Raw genomic sequence first — 17,582 nt, 5'->3', positions numbered from 1 at the left:
CTTAACCGACCTTAAAGGCTTTGCAAATGCTCTTTAAGGGTGAGTGCTAACTCACTAATAGCTACTTCAGTTTGTTCTTTATCTTCCCGCAGGAACTTAATTGAGGCCACGCCCCGGCTCATTTCATCTTCGCCCAGCAAAATGGCCAGACGCGCGCCGGATTGATCCGCCTTTTTAATTTGTTTTTTAAAGTTACCGCCGCCACAGTGGGTCTGGATTCGCAAGCCGGGTTGCTCGCTGCGCAAACGTTCAGCCAACAACAAGGCATGACTGAGAACACCTTCCCCATAGGCTGTCAGATAAGCATCCAGGCGTTGATCCAGTTCAGCGGGGAAGACTTCCAGGGTTTCCAGAAGCAATACCAGCCGTTCAATACCCATTGCAAAGCCGACTGCCGGTGTGGCACGACCGCCCAGTTGATCCACCAGACCGTCATAACGTCCACCTGCACAAACCGTGCCTTGTGAGCCAAGAGCGCGGGTTGTCCACTCGAAAACCGTTTTGCCGTAGTAATCCAGGCCCCGAACCAGGCGTGGATTCAGGGTGTAATGAATGCCGGAGGCATCCAGCAACTGGCAAAGACCGGCAAAATGTTGCCGACTTTCTTCATCCAGGTGGTCAGCAAATGCCGGTGCATCCTGCAGAATTTCCTGAGTGCGGGAGTTTTTGGAGTCAAGAATGCGCAGCGGATTGCTGCTCAGGCGGCGCTGGCTGTCTTCATCCAGCTCATCCTTGTACTGCTCAAGATAGGCTGTCAGGGCGGTGCGATAAGCGGCACGCGCTTCTGAGCTGCCCAGGGTGTTGAGTTCCAGGGTCAGGTGATCCAGGATGCCCAGCTCACGCCACAGGCGGGCCGACAAGAGAATCAGCTCGGCATCGATGTCCGGGCCGGGGATTCCAAAGGTTTCCACGCCGATCTGGTGAAACTGGCGGTAACGGCCTTTCTGGGGGCGTTCGTGGCGAAACATAGGGCCTTGATACCAGAGTCGCTGTTGTTGATTGAACAGCAGGCCATGTTCTTCAGCGGCGCGGACACATCCGGCGGTACCTTCAGGGCGCAGGGTCAGGCTGTCACCATTGCGATCTTCAAAGGTGTACATTTCCTTTTCAACGATATCTGTCACTTCCCCGATGGAGCGTTTGAAGAGGGCAGTTTGTTCCAGCACCGGCATGCGGATTTCATTGTAACCATAACGGCTTAACAGGTTGCGCACCTTTTCTTCCAGATATTGCCAACGGGGGCTGGTATCGGGAAGCAGGTCATTCATACCGCGGATGGCTTGAATCTTTTTTGCCACTGAACTTTCACCTTAATCTTTAGCAAGTAGTTGATCGAGTTGGGTTTGTTTTTCGGCAGCCTTGTTGCGAATCAGTTCTTCCAGCTGGTCGATCAGGTTGTCATTGGTGACCTTGCTGGCGGGTTTGCCGTCAATATAAATCAGATTTTGAGGGCTGCCGCCGGTCAGTCCCAGTTCGGCTTCGCGGGCTTCACCGGGGCCATTGACGACACAGCCGATGACGGCAACATCCAGAGGGGTGAGCAGGTCATCCACGCGGTTTTCCAGCTCATTCATGGTGGCCACCACATCAAAATTCTGGCGTGAACAACTGGGGCAGGCAATGAAGTTGACGCCCTTGCTGCGCAGACGCAGGCTTTTCAGCAGATCAAAGCCGACTTTGATTTCTTCCACCGGATCGGCGGCCAGGGAAATCCTCAGGGTATCACCGATGCCTTCCATCAAGAGTGCGCCCAAACCCACAGAAGATTTGACGGTGCCGGAGCGCAAACCGCCAGCCTCGGTAATGCCAAGATGCAGGGGCTGCTCTATTTCTTTGGCCAGCTGGCGGTAAGCCGCCACGGCCATGAAGACATCCGAAGCCTTGACGCTGACCTTGAATTCCTGGAAATCCAGGCGATCCAGGTGATCAACATGACGCAGGGCGGATTCCACCAGGGCCGCCGGGGTCGGTTCGCCGTATTTTTTCTGCAGATCTTTTTCCAGGGAACCGGCATTGACACCGATGCGCATGGAAATACCGCGGTCACGGGCTGCCGCCACCACTTCGCGCACCCGGTCTTCGCGGCCAATATTGCCGGGATTGATGCGCAGGCAATCCACACCCAGTTCAGCAACCCGCAGAGCTATTTTGTGATCAAAGTGAATGTCTGCAATCAGGGGTAACTGGGTCTGCTGACGGATTTTGCCAAAGGCTTCGGCGGCCTCCATGCTGGGTACGGATACACGCACCAGATCGGCACCTGCTTTTTCCAGTGCCTGGATTTGCCGGACAGTGGCAGCGACATCGCAGGTTTCTGTGTTGGTCATGCTCTGAACACTGATGGGGGCATCACCACCCACCAGAAGCGAGCCAACACGAATCTGACGAGACGGGCGGCGTTGTATAAAAGAGGTGTGTTGCATGAGTAGACCGTCAGGGAGTTATTCTACAGTAATCGAAGCGTAACCATTGGGGCGGATACGATGAGCAAAGTCCAGGGCTTCCCCCTGGTAAAAGACTTCCACAGCGCTGCCCTGGCCAAACACCATTCTGAAGGGTGGGTCACCTTCAAGGAGCAGGGTGTCACCAGCGCGATTCAGATTGGCGTGCAGCACCCGATCCTGTTGATCCCGCACTTCTGTCCAGCAGTCATCGTTGAAGCGCAGGGCTACCAGGTTGCTGCTTCCGGCAGTGATTTCTTCCGGATCACCACTGAAACTGCGTGCTTCAGGTGCTGGCGGAGCCTCGCTCTGAGCGGGTTCTACGGGTTGCACTTCCGTCACCTGGGGTTCCTCCTCCTCAGGCAAGGCCTCCAGCTGGCGGGGTTCTTCCTGGCTGCGCAGTTCCATGATGGGGGTGCTGGTTTCCTGCTGGGAATCAAGCTGTTCGGCCGTTTCAGCGCTGCGTTCTTCCTCAGCCTGGCCCATGGGCGCACTGATGGTGTCGCCATCCAGGGTGTCGACCTGAACATCCTGATTGGTCAGTGAGGGCAGGGGCTCAAGGTTGCGGCTTTGCCACCAGAGAATAATAACGGCAATCAGGGTCAGGACGATCAGCAGGGTAAAAACCTTGAAAACCAGATTGCGTGATTTGGGGGGCTTTATCCCTTCGACGGGTTGAATGCGCTCCTGGTTTTCCAGTTCAGGGTGATGTTCTGAAAAGCAGCGCAGCACTTCTTCGGCATCAATTTTCAGGAAGCGTGCATAGGCTCGCATGTAGCCTTTGATAAAGGTTTTGTTGTGCAGAACGTCAAACTTTTCGTTTTCCAGTGAAGGCACATACACAGGCAAAAAGTTGAGTTGCTTGGCAACTTCAGCCTGGGTCAGACCCTGAGCTTCACGGGCCTTTCTGAGCAGTTCGCCGGGTCTGCTGCAGTTGGGGCGAGGTTGCTCTTGGTGTTCTGAATCAGCCTTGGGCTGTTCGTCTTGCTGTGTCTCTGTCATGGTGTCAGGAATCCTCAGTTAAGCAGAAGGCCTAGTGGTTGTTGTCATTTTGCCGGGCACTCAAGAGCTCTTGTAGACGCTCTTTTTCCTGCTGGTTTCCGGTTTTTTTGGCCAGCTCCAGGCCCAGCTCCAGACTGTCTCTGTCACGAATACCTGCTTGCTCCAGGAACTGCCAGTGTTTTTTGGCAGCCTCTGTGTCTGTCGGCAGTTGAAGGCGCAACAATTCCCTGTGCGCATTGATCCGGTTGCGATCCAGAGCCAGGCAGCGCTGAAAGTATTCTATGGCCAGGGACGGCTTGTCTTGTTCCAGCGCAACATAACCCAGGTTTTCAAAAATCATGGCCCGGTTTGGGTAAAAGATATCTTTGCTGGCCAGCTCGAACTCAGCGCGTGCTTCATCATAACGGCTTTGTTCAAATAAAAAAGCGGCATAATTGTTTCTGGCAGCTGTATTCTTGGGGTCAACTTGTAAAACTTGTTTAAAGTAGTTTTCTGCAAGCTGGTTTTCACCCTGTTCCTGCAGGGTCAGCGCCATGCCGTGCAGAGCTTGCGCGTGTCTGGGGCGTAAATCCAGTGCTCTGCCAAATTCCCGCAGGGAACGGCTGTATTGTTCCTGTTCCAGATAACCCATGCCCAGGTTGGCGTAAGCATCGGCCTGTTGGTCTGGATCGGTTTTTTCCCAGGGCGGCTTACTGGCACAGGCCGTCAAGAGCAAAAGCAGGAGTAGTGGCAGAGCCAGGCGTCGCATGGATTGTCCTCTTAACCGGCAGATGGCCAGTTGCTGTCAACCAGGGCGGCCGGAATGCGTTCCTCAGCGTAGCGTGCACTGCGCCGGGTTTTGTCCTGAACCCGCCCCACCAGTTGTCCGCAGGCAGCGTCTATGTCATCGCCCCGTGTTGTCCGAATGGGGGCCGAGTAGCCCTGCTCGTGCAGCCAGTTCTGGAAACGCATGACCTGATTGCGCGAAGGCCGCTCATACCCGGAATGTGGAAAAGGGTTGAAGGGGATGAGGTTGATTTTACAGGGCAGTGGCTTGAGGATTCTGGCCAGCTCCAGAGCGTGCTCCTGCTGGTCATTGATTCCCGCCATCAGGGTGTATTCTATAGTGACTTCGCGGGAATCGCCGCATTTTTTCAGGTAGCGCTGACAGGCCGCAATCAACTCGTGAATCGGATATTTTTTGTTGATGGGTACCAATTGGTTGCGCAATTCGTCATTGGGTGCATGCAGGGAAATAGCCAGGGAGACATCAATTTCATCACCCAGTTTGTCCAATTGCGGCACCAGGCCGGAGGTGGAAACCGTCACCCGGCGCTTGGATATTCCATAGCCGTTGTCTTCCAGCATGATCTGCATGGCACTGAGTACCGGCTGGTAGTTCATCAGGGGTTCACCCATGCCCATCATGACCACATTGGTGACCGGGCGGTTGCCGCTATCTTTGCGGGGGCCAAAGGATTTCTGTGCGACCCAGACCTGGCCGATGATTTCTGCCGGGGTAAGGTTGCGTTGGAATCCCTGTTTGCCGGTGGAACAGAAAGAGCAATCCAGGGAGCAGCCCACCTGGGAGGAAACGCAAAGCGTACGGCGATTGCCGCCGGCTGGAATCAGCACGGTTTCCACGTGGCTGCCATCTCCCACTTCCAATACCCACTTGCGTGTACCGTCACTGGAGATGTCTTCCAGAACCACTTTGGGTGGGCGAACTTCGGCACAGGTTTGTAGCTTTTCACGCAGTTTCTTGCTGAGGTCAGTCATCTCATCAAAGCTGGCCGCACAGCGGTGATGCATCCATTTCATGACCTGGGCAGCCCGAAATTTCTTTTCACCCAACTGCAGGAAAAAGGCTTCCAGCTCGGCCAGGGTCATACCCAGCAGGTTGGTTTTTTCCTGAATCGGTGTCTCGGGTGTTTCTGGTTTGTTCGGCGTCATCTTGAATGCCTGCGGCAGCGGGTGTTCGGGGGAGAAGTTTGGCGAAAAATCGTCCGGGTTACAAGCAGCAAAGGGGCGGCCTTTCTAGGCTACCCCTTTTTCTGGTGTTTTTCAGGCGCAATTAGCCGCGTGGGCAGATCTCATCAGCGCTGAAAAAATAAGCAATTTCACGGGCCGCTGACTCAGGGGAATCAGAACCGTGCACGGCATTGGCATCAATGGAATTGGCAAAGTCGGCACGGATGGTTCCGGCTGCGGCTTCTTTGGGGTTGGTGGCACCCATCAGATCACGATTCTGGGCAATGGCATTTTCACCTTCCAGGACCTGAACGACAACCGGGCCGGAGGTCATGAAGCTGACCAGATCCTTGAAGAAGGGACGCTCTTTGTGCTCAGCGTAAAAGCCTTCAGCCTGTTCACGGCTCAGATGTTGCATCTTGGCGGCAACAATATTCAGGCCTGCTTTTTCAAAACGGGACAGGATTTCGCCAATCACGTTTTTGGCAACAGCATCAGGTTTGATAATGGATAGCGTACGCTCAACAGCCATGTAAATCTCCAGAGTGGGTTCTTGGGGTTAAACTTTCGGCGCAATTATACGCTGAAGCTTTCCCCACAACCACACTCGTCTTTGACGCGCGGATTGTTGAAGCGAAAGAAGCGGTTCAGGCCTTCCTGAACATAATCAACTTCCGTGCCTTCCAGAATAGGCAGACTGTCTTTATCGACCAGGATTTTCACACCCTGATCCTCAAAGACTTCATCATTGGCTTCTATGTGGTCAGCAAAGTCCAGCACGTAGGAGTAGCCGGAACAGCCACTGGGCTTGACCTTGACCCGAAGACCTTCACCTTGCCCGCGGTCTTTCAGGCATTTGCTGATGTGCTCTGCTGCTGAGGCTGTGATGGATACAGACATGATAACTAAACCTCTTTGTTAAGAATTCAGGCGTTCTAAAGCCTGATTGACCTGTCGTCCTGCTTCTTCGGCTTGTGCCAGAGACAGGTAGCGGCCAAAACTGAAACGTACAGAACTCAGTGCCAGGGCTCTGGGCAATCCCAGAGCGGTTAATACATAAGACGGATCTACGGTCGCAGAGTTGCATGCCGATCCGGTAGAAACCGCCAGGTCGGGCAGGGCCAGAATCAGGGTTTCTGCCTCGACACCGGGAAAGGCCAGGTTGATGATGCCCGGCCAGTTGCCGGGGTTGGCTGCGGTCTGCGTATAAAAACGCTGATCCAGTTGCTCCAGAAAAGCCTTGCGACACTGGCTGATATGCTGGGCATCCGCCTGCATTTGCTCCTTGGCCAGTTGTGCAGCTTCACCGATGCCCACCAGTTGATGGGTGGGCAGAGTGCCTGAGCGCATTCCGCGTTCGTGACCGCCGCCATGAATCAGAGCTTCCAGATGAACCGGTGGCTCACGGCGCACATAAAGGGCACCGACTCCTTTGGGGCCATAAAATTTGTGGCCACTCAGGGACAGTAAATCAATTTGCAGGGCCTTGACGTCCACAGGCAGTTTACCGACTGCCTGGGCAGCATCCACATGCAATAAACAGGGGTGGTCGGCCAGGAGTTCACTGATCTGGGCCAAGGGGTTTACCGTTCCCAGTTCATTGTTCACCAGCATCAGGGACACCATCAAGGTGTCTTCACGCAGGGCTTCAGCAACCTGTTGGGCTTTGATTTGCCCTTGTTGATCCGGCTTCAGGCGGGTGATTTCCCAGCCTTGTTTTTCCAGCCAGGTGCAGGTGTCCAGCACCGCTTTGTGTTCAATGGCTGAAGTGATGATATGTCGGCCACGACTGGGGTTGGCACGCGCCGCGCCAATCAGGGCCAGATTGTTGGCTTCGGTGGCACCGGAGGTCCAGACAATTTCCCGCAGGTCAGCATTGATTAAATCAGCGACCTGGCGGCGTGCCTTTTCCACAGCCTGCTCGGCCTGCCAGCCTGCCAGGTGTGAGCGTGAAGCCGGATTGGCAAAACAGCCGTCCCTAGTCAGGTAACCGGCCATTTTATCGGCTACTTCAGAAGCTGCAGGCGTGGTGGCAGCGTAATCCAGATAAATAGGTGTCATCGTCAGGTTTTTTATACCACGGAGAGCTGAATTTTATTGTCTTCAGGCTGCTGGTTCCGGGCAATTTCCTTACGCAGGCTTTCTTCCTTGGAGACCAGTTCGGCCAGGCTGATACTGCTGAGAAATTCGTGAATCTGGTCAGACAGCTGGCACCAGAGGTGGTGGGTCAGGCAGGTATGCCCCTGACGGCAGTCTCCCTTACCACGGCAACGGGTGGCATCGACAGATTCATTGACGGCATCAATCACCTGGGCCACATAAATCTGCTGACTTTCTCTGGCTAGCTGATAACCACCACCGGGGCCGCGCACACTGGTGACCAGCTCATTGCGTCTCAGACGGGCAAAAAGCTGCTCCAGATAGGACAGGGAAATTTCCTGGCGAGTGGAAATATCGGCCAGGGAAACCGGACCCTTGCGGGCATTTAAAGCCAGGTCCAGCATGGCGGTAACCGCATAACGGCCTTTGGTGGTCAGTCTCATGGCGTTAGCCCCTATAGATGGTAAGTCTGATGATTATGCAAAGACCGTGTATTTTAGTCAAGTAATAAGGCGTTAAGGATCGGAGGTTTTACTGCCTTTTTTGCGCCCTATTTCTTCCAGCCCGCAAAGTGCACAGATATCCCCGTCTTCAGGAAGGTCGTCCTGGCTCAATTCAGGAAGATCCTCTTCATGGAAATTGCTGTCCAGGCGGTGCAAGGCATGGCAGATTTGCCCCATGCGTTCGTCAACGGCATGCATGTGGTCAAGCAGGCCACGAATGGACTTGGCCACCGGGTCCGGCATTTCCTCGCTGATGCCGTAGGCATCAAAGCCGAAGCGTTTGTGGGCGGCAGCGCGCAGTTCCGGGTCCACCTGCAGGTCGGCATCGGGCTCATCCGGCTGGGCACGCATGACGATGCGGCCAGGAATACCGACGACGGTGGCTCCGGCAGGCACTTCCTTGGTGATGACGGCATTGGAACCGATTTTGGCACCCCTGCCCACGGTAAAGGGGCCGAGAATTTTGGCTCCGGCTCCAACGATCACCCCTTCTTCCAGAGTGGGGTGGCGTTTGCCCTTGTTCCAGCTGGTGCCGCCCAGGGTCACACCGTGATAAAGCGTCACATCATCGCCGATTTCGGCGGTTTCACCGATGACCACGCCCATGCCGTGATCAATAAAGAAACGCTGGCCGATACGGGCACCGGGGTGGATTTCAATGCCGGTCAGCCAGCGTGCCCAGGTGGACATCCAGCGTGCCAGCCATTTCAGACCCTTTTTCCACAGCCAGTGATTGCAACGGTGGAACAGCAAGGCATGCAGGCCGGGGTAGGTGGTCAATACCTCAAACCAGTTGCGTGCCGCCGGATCGCGGTCGAAAACACTGTTAATATCGTCTCGGATTTGTTGGAACATCAAGCGTCTCACTTTTTGGTACCGGCAACCTTTTGGGTGCTGGTGAGAATGCCGCGCAGCATGTTGATCTCGGTGGTGTCGGGTCGGGCGCGCAAATAAAGGCGGCGCAGGCGGCTCATCAGTTGTCTGGGATTATCGGGGTCATGAAAGTCAATATCAATCAAGGTCGTTTCCAGGTGTTCAAAAAAACGTTGCAACGCCTGACTGTCCGCCAGAGGCGCATCCCATTGAGTGCCAAAGGGCTGGTCAGCAACCTGCCCGGTTTGCCCCTGATGTTCGAGAACCGACATGCGCAGCTCGTAGCTGAGTACCTGAACCGCAGCAGCCAGATTCAGTGAACTGAAATCCGGGTTGGTGGGTATATTGACGTGCAGGTGACAGAGATGCAGTTCCTCATTACTCAGTCCCCGGTCTTCACGGCCAAACACCAGAGCCACTTTATGCTGCGGTTGCTCCAGTTCTTCATGCAAACGCCCTGCCAATTCACGAGGATTGAGCAGTGGCCAGGGGATATGCCGTGAACGGGCGCTGGTTCCGGCCACCAGGGTGCAACCGCTCAAAGCGTCTTCCAGCTGTTCGGCAACCTGGGTGTTCTCCAGAATATCCGTGGCACCCGAGCTGCGAAACTCCGCTTCCGGGTGGGGGAACTGGGCTCGGGGAGCAACCAGCCAGAGGTCTTTGAGCCCCATGTTTTTCATGGCCCGCGCCACGCCACCGATATTGCCAGGGTGAGAGGTGCCAACCAGAATGATGCGAACCGAATCCAGCAACGAGCTTTGCACTGACATGAAGGCTTCCTGAAAAATATCCTGAAACAGGCTTTGCAGCTTGTTATTACCTGAAAACCGTCTATCATACTCCTCCCCTTTGTTCCTTAACAATCACAGCCGGTGAAGTATGCACCCGACTCTTCAATTGGCATTGCGCGCAGCCCGCAGTGTCAGCGAGCACTATGAACACGTGCTGGAGCGCCTGGATCTGGCGCGCAGTGACAACACCCTGGATGAACTTTTGCAGACCTGCGGCAAGCGGGTTGAGCAGGCTATTGAACGCCAACTGGTTCGTGCCCACCCGGATGCTTCCTTTAAAGGCCGACGCGTCAAGCTGGAAGGCAGTGGTGATATCTGCTGGGAAGTGGATGCTCTGACCGGTGAGGCGAACCTGCAGCGCGGTTATCCGTCTTTTGCCTTGTCCATTTCCATCTATCAGCGTGACCGTCTGGAGCATGTCGTGCTTCTGAATCCGGCGACTGAACAGGAATACCTGGCCAGCCGCGGTCGCGGTGCGACCCTGAACGGTCGTCGCATCCGGGTGCTTCAAGGCTGGAAGGCGGATCAGGCCGCAGCGGCCCTGCCTTTGCCCGCAGCCGGTTTGCGTGAGCAACTTTTGCCCGATTACCTCAAGCTGGTGCAGCATCTGGGCGTGAATCAACTTTATGCCTCCGGCTGTGACACCCTGGATATTTGTGCGGTGGCTGCCGGTCAGTTGGATGCCGGTATTTTTCTGGGTGCGGATGAACAGGCTCTGGCACCTGCGCTGCTGATTTTAAAAGAAGCCGGGGGGCTGGCTGGTGATCTGACCGGCGCCCCCAGGCTGGGTGAGCGAGGTCGTCTGCTGATCACCAACCCCAAGGCTTTTCGCCAGTTGGTCAGTCAGTTGAAACCTCACTTGTCCTAGGCTGCGGTCGCCTGAAAAAACCCGATTCACTGTACAGGTGGGTCGGGTTTTTTGGTTTCTGGGGTGGGATATTTTCAATGCAAGTACAACTGATTGTAATTATCATTTACAGGCTGAAAGGCTTTTGATAATCTTGGCCTTCTCAACCCATTTGTGATCTCTTTCAGAGGAATTCAGCATGTCCAAGAAACTTTTTGCTCCCCTGGCTTTGGCCGGTGCCATGTTGGCGGCCCCCGCTGTTTCTGCCACGACTCTGACTCTTTATTCCGGTCGCGGCGAATCCATGGTTCAGCCGATTATCAACCAGTTTGAAGAGTCAACCGGCATCAACGTCGAAGTCCGTTATGGCGGCACAGCCCAGCTGGCAGTTCTTCTGCAGGAAGAAGGCCAGCGCACGCCTGCCGATCTCTATTGGGGGCAGGATGCGGGTGCCATGGGTGCAGTCAGCAAGGCAGGCCTGCTGGCTGAATTGCCGGAAGCCATTTATGAAGACCTGCCCGGTATCTACAAGAGTGTTTCCGGCAACTGGTTGGCCACCACAGGTCGTGCCAGGCTGTTTGTTTACTCGCCTGAGCGTACTACCAGCGAAGGTCACCCGGAAAGTGTTTTTGATCTGAGCAATGATGAATACCAAGGCCGGGTGGGCTGGGCGCCCACCAATGGTTCTTTCCAATCCTTTGTGACCGCCATGCGGGTTGAATACGGTGACGAGCGTACCCTGGAATGGCTGGAAGCCATGAAAGCCAATGGCGCCAAAGAATTCCGCAACAACTCCACTCAGGTTCAAGGCGTTGCTGATGGTGAAATTGATTACGGCCTGGTCAACAACTATTACCTGCCACGCTTCACCAAAACAGATCCTGATTTCCCCGCCGATCAAACCTTCTTCAAGGCAGGCGATATCGGTAACCTGATGAATGTGGCGGGTGTGGGTATTCTCAAGGCCAGTGATAATCAGGAAGCAGCCCGCGAATTTGTGCGTTTCCTGATTTCACCGGCAGCACAACAGTACTTTGCTCTGGAAGTGAACGAGTATCCGGTCATTGACGGTGTTATTCAGAATCAGCACACCGAGTCTTATTCGGATGCCGTCAAAGCCAGCCCTGAAATTGACCTGGATCAACTGGAAGATCTGGAAGGCACTTTGCAGCTACTGCGTCGTGCCGGTTTGATTTAAAGTAATTCAACCCGGCCTTGAGCCCCATTCAAGGCCGGGTTTTATTGATGGATAGCTGATGAAACCCCTCACTTTTTCTTCTGTTGCTCTTACCCTCCTGATTGCATTGCCCACTCTGGCCAGCGGTTCGACAAGCAGCCAGGAAGCCCGGCAAGTGGAGAAATCCACCCAGGAATCAGCCAGGGCCATTCAAAAGCAGGTGGAAGACCTGGATGCCCAGCGACAGGCAGACTTCCAGGCCTGGCGACAGGTCAGGCGTGAAACCCTGGTATTGCAAGCCCATAACCGTCGTCTTGCCGAGTGGAACAGCAACCTGACAGCACAGATTGATAAGCTTGAGAAGCAGCTGAAGAGTCTGGACACCACCCGTGAAGAACTGGAACCCCTGATGCAGCTGATGCTGACACGTCTGGAGGGTTTTATTCGTCACGACCTGCCGTTTCGCAAAAAAGAACGCTTGCAAAAAGTGTCTGATTTGCAGGAATTGTTACCGCGTGTGGATGTCAGCCATGCCGAAAAGCTCCGCCAACTGCTGGCCACTTATCGCAGTGAAGTCAGTCAGGGCCGCCAGTTGAGCCGTCATCGAGAATTTATCCAGGTGGCCGTTGATCGTGAAGAAGAAAGGGTCAGCCTGCTGCGCCTGGGTCGCATAGGACTTTATTATCTTTCCGAAGATCAAGAGCGCGCCGGGGTCTGGCAGGCTGCCGAAGAAAAGTGGCTGCCCCTGACTTCCCGTCAACGTGCCGAAGTGGCCAAAGGCCTGGAATTGGCGGATGAGCGCGGCCTGCCGGAACTGCTTAGCTTGCCGCTTTCCATTCCTTTGCGTCAGGCTGAAGAGGAAAAATCATGATCTCGAGACTTCTTCCTCTGCTGCTGCTTGGTGTGTGTTTGCCCCTGCTGGCTGAACAACGCCTGCCAGAGGATTACTGGCAAGATTTGTTGTTGGAAACCCGGGATGCAGGCCTGGAGCGCCAGTTGGCCGAAGAGGCCCGTTTGCAACTCCGTCAGGAAGCCAGAGACACCCAGGCTCAGGCCCTGTCGGAGGCCAGAAAGACACTGGCTGATGCCGAGGCCCGGCGCGAACAGCTGGAAGCACAACAGTTGCAACTTGAAGAAGAGTTGCAGGAAATGCAGGAACGCCTGCAACGGCGCTCAGCCTCACTGGGCGAGGTTTTTTCTGTTTATGAAGATGAAAAAAGCAGCCTCTATGGTCTCCTGAGTGATGCTTTGATTACCCAGCAAAAGCCCCGGCTTCTGGATGTCTTTCGCCCCGATCAAGACCAGGGCGTGCCCAGCATTCAGGCATTGGAAGAGCTCTGGCAGGGCCTGCAACAAACCTGGCTGGCTTCCGCTCAGGTGGTCCGTTTCCCTGCAAACTGGGTGGATGCTGAAGGCCGTCAGCAAAAGGGTTCAGTGGTGAGACTGGGTGATATTCAATTGCTGAATGAGCAGGGCCTTTTGCGCTTTGAATCCGGTCAACCGGCGGTTCTCTGGTCACGCCAACCCCGGGAGGCTCAGCAACAAGCAAAAGCTTTTGTCAGTGGCAACCAGGATGAGGTTACCCTGGACCCGGCACGAGGCCAGACTCTGCGTCTTTACAGTCACCAGCCCGATTTGCTGGAGCGCATACAGCAGGGCGGCTATGTCGGTTATCTGATTATTTTCCTCGGTGGCCTGGGCTTGCTGGTGGCTCTGGTGCAATCGCTACGCCTGCTGGCTGAAAATCAACGCGTCAAACGCCAGTTGCAACAGCTTGACGAGCCTCAGGCCAGTAACTCCCTGGGGCGTGTTCTGGCCGGTTTGCGGCGGGAAACCGTGAGTGCTTCCACCCATCCCGAGGCACTGGAGGCACGAATGGATGAGCTGCTACTGCGCGAAGCCGCAGGTCTTGAGCGGGGTCTTTCCTGGGTGAAACTCCTGGCGGCCATGGCGCCGCTGCTGGGCCTTCTGGGCACGGTTACCGGGATGATTGCCACCTTTCAGGCCATCACCCTGTTTGGCACCGGTGATCCTTCCATGATGGCTTCGGGCATTTCCCAGGCTCTGATGACCACCGTACTGGGGCTGGTGACGGCTGTGCCTTTATTGCTGGCGCACCTGCTGCTCCAGGGGCGCTCCCGGCATCTGGCACGGACCCTGGAAGCGGAAACCTCGGCCTGGCTGGCCAGTCGCCTGGGCAGCCAAACTCTACAGAGGTCGTGATGATGGATTGGCTGGCGGCCTGGTTGCCCTGGAGTGCCTATCGCGCACTGGATGCCCTGATGTCCCAGGGCGGAATGATTATGTGGGTGATTTTTCTGGTGGCAGCCATCCTTCTTTACCTGACCCTCTGGCGTTGGCTGACCTGGAAAACCTTGCCTGCGAGAAGAGGGCCGCAGCCGGGTGAGCGGGAAGCCCTGGTGGTCAAAGCTGAATATCTGCGCGCCCTGAACCGAATGGAAACCGGTTTGCCCTTGTTGAAGGCACTGATCATGATCACCCCTCTGCTGGGGCTTACGGGAACCGTAACCGGCATGGTGCTGGTTTTTGATGGACTCAGTCTGGGCTCCTCAGCCGATCCCCGTCAGTTGGCTTCCGGGATTGCCCGTGCCATCCTGCCGACTTTTGCCAGTATGGCAGTGGTGCTTCCGGGTATGTTCTTTCTCAGCCTCTGGCAGCGCAAAGTGCGTCGCTCCCTACAGCAAAACAACTCGCAGGAGTAAGAAATGCGCCGTTCCCGCCTGCTCAGTCAGGAGCAGGATGATACCGAAGTCAATCTGACCCCCATGATTGATGTGGTGTTTATCCTGTTGATCTTTTTTATCGTCACCACCTCTTTTGTGCGTGAAAGTGGCATTGATGTTGATCCACCCCAGGCAGCCACGGCTGAGGTTCAGTCCCAGGCCAGCATTCTGATTGCTATTAATCCTGAGGGGGAAGTCTGGGTTGATCGTGAACCCCTGGCTTTGGCGGCTCTGGGTCCGACGGTTGCACGTCTGCAGGCTGAGCGCCCCAATTCCAGCGTGGTGATTCAAGCCGATAAGGAAGCACGCTCAGGTCGACTGGTTGAGGTGATGGACAGGCTGCGCCAGGCTGGAATTGAGCGTATGTCCCTGGCTGCGCAACCATGAACAAGGTGCTTATGCAGCAATTCCTGGCCGTGCCCCTGGCTTTTGCCGGGGTGCTGGCTTTTTTTCTGGGGTTGGGCTGGGTTATTCAATCCCCGGAAGGGGATGCCAGAGCCAGACCCGAACGGGTTTCACTCCACTGGGCCCAGGTAGAGCCTGAACCGGAAGTGGAAAAGCTGCAGCCACCACCGCCGCCACCCCCTCCCGAGCCAACCCAGGCACAAGCCAGCAGTGAGGTTCAAGCTTCTTCTACGCCCGTGTCTGCGTTAGACTCGGACTTTGTTATTGAAAATCCGCTGCCTGACCTGAATATGGATATGGGCTCCGGCGACTTTCCGGAACTGGACTCCAATCTGACTCAGGTGAGTGCCGCCCCGGTGCATCGCGTGCAACCGCAATATCCGCGCCGGGCACTGGCCCGACGTCTGGAAGGCTGGGTGGAACTGGTTTTTGAAGTGGATTCCCAGGGGCGGGTGCAGCCTGAAACCATTCGGGTGGTGGCTGCACAACCGGAGGGCGTATTTGACCGGGCAGCCCGTCGGGCCATAGCGCGTTGGCGCTTTGCCAGTGACGAACTGGGCCGTACAGGGGCACAACTCAGGCAGCGATTGGAGTTTCGGCTGGAGGGCAGTGGATGAAACCAAGACGACATTGGGCGTTGGGTCTGGCAGGCCTGATCATGATTTCTTCACTTCAGGCCCAGCCTCCTGAACTGACCCCCCGCCAATATGAAGAACTCACCAACCTGGGTGATGCCCTGCATGAACAGCAATTGGATCAGGTCTTTGAGCTTGGTCATCCTCTTTATGAAAACCCGCGCGGCAGTGATGAGCAGCAGGTTTTTGTGCGTGCTTTTGTTGCCAGGGTGCTGGCTCAGGCTTATCAGCAAAAAGGTGACCTGGAAGCCGCCAGCAAAATTCTGGAGGATGCGCTTAGTCTTGCCGGAGATCTGGATCAACAAACCCTGCAGGCCCTTCGCTGGCTACTGATGCAGGTACTGACCAGCCAGGGTGAGTATGCCGAAGCCTTGAATCAGTTAGAAGTCTGGTGGCAGGATGAAGAAGAACCCGGCGCTCAGGCCCACTACCTGCGCTCAGCACTTCTGGCCCAGCTGGAGCAATGGCAACAGGCTGAACCCTGGGTAGTGACCGCCTTGGAGCTGAAGAGTGACCCCTCTGATTCCTGGCGGGCACTGGCGGTTGCCATTTATCAGCATCTGGAAAAATGGCCGCAAGCAGCCGAACACCAGGCTAAAAGGCTGGAAGTCAACCCGGAAAGACCACGTCTCTGGAACCAACTGGCACAACTGCAAAAACTGGCTGAACAGCCCGAAGAAGCCCTGGTGACCCAGGAGCTGGCGCAACGTCGGGGCTATTTAAGCAGCCGACAGCAGGAAGCCTTGGGGCGTGAGCTGGTCAATGCCGGTCAGCCACTCAGAGCGGCCAAGGTATTTGAACAGCTTCTGGAAGAGAATCCGCAACAGAAGCAAATTGAGCGCTTGCGTCTGGCTGCACAGGCCTGGTTACAGACGGCCCAGCCCCAGCCGACTGCTGCGGCACTGCTGCGTCTGGCTGAAGCTTCGCAAAGTGAAGAGGACTGGCGGCGTCTGGCCGATTGGCATTTCAGCCAGGGCAACTGGGAAGAAGCCATCCAGGCCTGGACCCAGTTAAAGCCTCGTCTGGAAGGCGAAGCCCTGGCCGAAGTGGAGTTATTGATGGCCAATGCGCATATTGAGTTGCAGAACTATGAAAAGGCCAGAGCATTGCTGGAAGAGCTGCTGGAAACCAGCAAGGCTACCGCAGCTCAGCAGTGGATCAATTATCTGGACGCCCTTTAGGGGCGTCCGTCCTCTTCCACGACGCCTTCCTTGACCGGTAGTGCCAGGTCGTCACGGCTGATTTTCAGGTTCAGCAGCAGGGTCCCTGCAACATAGATGGATGAATAGGTGCCCACCAGAACCCCCACGATCAGAGCCAGAGCAAAGTTGTGAATCATCTCACCACCAAAGATCAGCAGTGAAAAGAGAACCAGCAGGGTGGTCAGACTGGTAATCGTGGTGCGGATCAGTGTCTGGTTGATGGACAGGTTGATCAAATCCTTGGGACCCCCTTCACGCACTGTACGGAAGTTTTCCCGGATGCGGTCATACACCACGATGGTATCGTTGAGTGAGTAGCCCACCACTGCCAGCAGGGCTGCCAGGACGGTGAGATCAAAATCAATCCTGAACAGGGAGAAAAAGCCCATCAGCAGGACAACGTCATGAGCCAGCGCCAGTACCGAACCCAGGGCAAACTTGTACTGAAACCGGAAGGCAACATAGATCATCACGCAAGCCAGTGCGACCAGCATACCCAGACCGCCCTGATCACGCAGTTCTTCCCCCACCTGGGCACCGACAAATTCGGCACGACGCAGTTCAATGGCTTCCGAATCGGAACTCAGCAAACTGCGAACCTCTTCACCCACTTCGGGTGAAAAGCCCTGGCTCAGGCGCACCAGAATATCCTGCGAGCTGCCATAATTCTGCACAACAAAGTTCTCATAACCCGCTGTTTCCAGCTGATCACGCACTTCGGTCAATTGCGGGGCCTGGGGGTAATGAAGCTCCACCAGGGTGCCCCCGGTAAAATCCAGCCCCAGCTTCAAGCCCTGGATAGCCAGGGAGGCCACCGAAATCAGCAGCAAAGCAGCAGAAATTGCGAAGGCCAGGCGTCTGGCGCGCATGAAATCAATGTTGATGTTTAACAACTTGGACATCTTTTGCTCC

General features: G+C 55.6%; 20 protein-coding genes. 8 read left to right on the top strand and 12 right to left on the bottom strand.

What is annotated here, in order from left to right; translation table 11 throughout:
• Positions 1 to 11: 11 nt before the first annotated feature.
• The 11 genes from hisS to LG323_RS08270 all read right to left on the bottom strand — a co-directional run bounded on the left by hisS (position 12) and on the right by LG323_RS08270 (position 9,639).
• Positions 12 to 1,298 carry a histidine--tRNA ligase gene (gene hisS / locus LG323_RS08320; protein ID WP_310697724.1) on the bottom strand — a complete coding sequence of 429 codons (1,287 nt, stop codon included), beginning with the start codon at positions 1,296 to 1,298 and terminating at the stop codon, positions 12 to 14.
• Positions 1,299 to 1,310: 12 nt separating this feature from the next.
• Positions 1,311 to 2,423 (bottom strand): flavodoxin-dependent (E)-4-hydroxy-3-methylbut-2-enyl-diphosphate synthase, encoded by a 1,113-nt coding sequence (gene ispG / locus LG323_RS08315; protein ID WP_404414783.1) that lies wholly within the window; start codon positions 2,421 to 2,423, stop codon positions 1,311 to 1,313.
• An 18-nt stretch (positions 2,424 to 2,441) separates the two neighbouring features.
• Entirely contained in the window at positions 2,442 to 3,443 is a 1,002-nt protein-coding gene (locus LG323_RS08310; protein ID WP_310697324.1) for a RodZ domain-containing protein, read from the bottom strand.
• 31 nt (positions 3,444 to 3,474) lie between these two features.
• Complete coding sequence (gene pilW / locus LG323_RS08305; protein ID WP_404414779.1) at positions 3,475 to 4,191, bottom strand: type IV pilus biogenesis/stability protein PilW; 717 nt, start codon at positions 4,189 to 4,191, stop codon at positions 3,475 to 3,477.
• Between the two features lie 11 nt (positions 4,192 to 4,202).
• Complete coding sequence (rlmN, locus tag LG323_RS08300) at positions 4,203 to 5,375, bottom strand: 23S rRNA (adenine(2503)-C(2))-methyltransferase RlmN (protein ID WP_404414776.1); 1,173 nt, start codon at positions 5,373 to 5,375, stop codon at positions 4,203 to 4,205.
• A 121-nt stretch (positions 5,376 to 5,496) separates the two neighbouring features.
• Entirely contained in the window at positions 5,497 to 5,925 is a 429-nt protein-coding gene (gene ndk, locus LG323_RS08295) for a nucleoside-diphosphate kinase (protein WP_310697321.1), read from the bottom strand.
• 44 nt (positions 5,926 to 5,969) lie between these two features.
• Entirely contained in the window at positions 5,970 to 6,293 is a 324-nt protein-coding gene (locus tag LG323_RS08290) for an iron-sulfur cluster assembly accessory protein (RefSeq protein ID WP_310697320.1), read from the bottom strand.
• An 18-nt stretch (positions 6,294 to 6,311) separates the two neighbouring features.
• On the bottom strand, positions 6,312 to 7,454 hold the full coding sequence (locus tag LG323_RS08285; RefSeq protein ID WP_404414771.1) for a cysteine desulfurase family protein: 1,143 nt from the start codon (positions 7,452 to 7,454) through the stop codon (positions 6,312 to 6,314).
• 11 nt (positions 7,455 to 7,465) lie between these two features.
• On the bottom strand, positions 7,466 to 7,936 hold the full coding sequence (gene iscR, locus LG323_RS08280) for a Fe-S cluster assembly transcriptional regulator IscR (protein WP_404414768.1): 471 nt from the start codon (positions 7,934 to 7,936) through the stop codon (positions 7,466 to 7,468).
• A 72-nt stretch (positions 7,937 to 8,008) separates the two neighbouring features.
• Positions 8,009 to 8,851: a serine O-acetyltransferase gene (cysE, locus tag LG323_RS08275; protein WP_404414765.1), complete on the bottom strand. Its 843-nt coding sequence runs from the start codon at positions 8,849 to 8,851 to the stop codon at positions 8,009 to 8,011.
• Positions 8,852 to 8,859: 8 nt separating this feature from the next.
• Positions 8,860 to 9,639 carry an RNA methyltransferase gene (locus LG323_RS08270; protein WP_404414762.1) on the bottom strand — a complete coding sequence of 260 codons (780 nt, stop codon included), beginning with the start codon at positions 9,637 to 9,639 and terminating at the stop codon, positions 8,860 to 8,862.
• A gap of 109 nt (positions 9,640 to 9,748) precedes the next feature.
• On the opposite strand from LG323_RS08270, the gene LG323_RS08265 reads away from it, so the two are divergent.
• The 8 genes from LG323_RS08265 to LG323_RS08230 all read left to right on the top strand — a co-directional run bounded on the left by LG323_RS08265 (position 9,749) and on the right by LG323_RS08230 (position 16,649).
• Positions 9,749 to 10,528 carry an inositol monophosphatase family protein gene (locus LG323_RS08265; protein WP_310697316.1) on the top strand — a complete coding sequence of 260 codons (780 nt, stop codon included), beginning with the start codon at positions 9,749 to 9,751 and terminating at the stop codon, positions 10,526 to 10,528.
• 178 nt (positions 10,529 to 10,706) lie between these two features.
• A complete protein-coding gene (locus LG323_RS08260) occupies positions 10,707 to 11,705 on the top strand; it encodes an iron ABC transporter substrate-binding protein (protein WP_404414760.1) in 999 nt (332 codons plus the stop codon).
• 58 nt (positions 11,706 to 11,763) lie between these two features.
• Positions 11,764 to 12,555: a DUF3450 domain-containing protein gene (locus LG323_RS08255; RefSeq protein ID WP_404414757.1), complete on the top strand. Its 792-nt coding sequence runs from the start codon at positions 11,764 to 11,766 to the stop codon at positions 12,553 to 12,555.
• Entirely contained in the window at positions 12,552 to 13,907 is a 1,356-nt protein-coding gene (locus tag LG323_RS08250) for a MotA/TolQ/ExbB proton channel family protein (RefSeq protein ID WP_404414754.1), read from the top strand. The genes LG323_RS08255 and LG323_RS08250 overlap by 4 nt, the downstream gene beginning before the upstream one ends.
• Complete coding sequence (locus tag LG323_RS08245) at positions 13,907 to 14,407, top strand: MotA/TolQ/ExbB proton channel family protein (protein ID WP_404414751.1); 501 nt, start codon at positions 13,907 to 13,909, stop codon at positions 14,405 to 14,407. Before LG323_RS08250 ends, LG323_RS08245 begins: the two co-directional genes overlap by 1 nt.
• A gap of 3 nt (positions 14,408 to 14,410) precedes the next feature.
• A complete protein-coding gene (locus LG323_RS08240; RefSeq protein ID WP_310697311.1) occupies positions 14,411 to 14,815 on the top strand; it encodes a biopolymer transporter ExbD in 405 nt (134 codons plus the stop codon).
• The gene (locus LG323_RS08235; protein WP_404414748.1) at positions 14,812 to 15,450 is read left to right on the top strand and encodes a TonB family protein; all 639 of its coding nucleotides are present in this window, start codon (positions 14,812 to 14,814) and stop codon (positions 15,448 to 15,450) included. The genes LG323_RS08240 and LG323_RS08235 overlap by 4 nt, the downstream gene beginning before the upstream one ends.
• A complete protein-coding gene (locus LG323_RS08230; RefSeq protein WP_404414745.1) occupies positions 15,447 to 16,649 on the top strand; it encodes a hypothetical protein in 1,203 nt (400 codons plus the stop codon). Before LG323_RS08235 ends, LG323_RS08230 begins: the two co-directional genes overlap by 4 nt.
• Here the strand turns inward: LG323_RS08230 and secF are convergent.
• Positions 16,646 to 17,572, bottom strand: a complete 927-nt coding sequence (gene secF / locus LG323_RS08225; protein ID WP_404414742.1) for a protein translocase subunit SecF — start codon at positions 17,570 to 17,572, stop codon at positions 16,646 to 16,648. The two genes, LG323_RS08230 and secF, sit on opposite strands and share 4 nt — an antisense overlap.
• Positions 17,573 to 17,582 lie beyond the last annotated feature (10 nt).

It is taken from the genome of Marinospirillum sp. (assembly GCF_044810985.1).
In the GTDB taxonomy this organism is placed as follows: Bacteria; Pseudomonadota; Gammaproteobacteria; order Pseudomonadales; family Halomonadaceae; genus Marinospirillum.
This window is presented reverse-complemented; position numbering and strand designations above follow the sequence as displayed.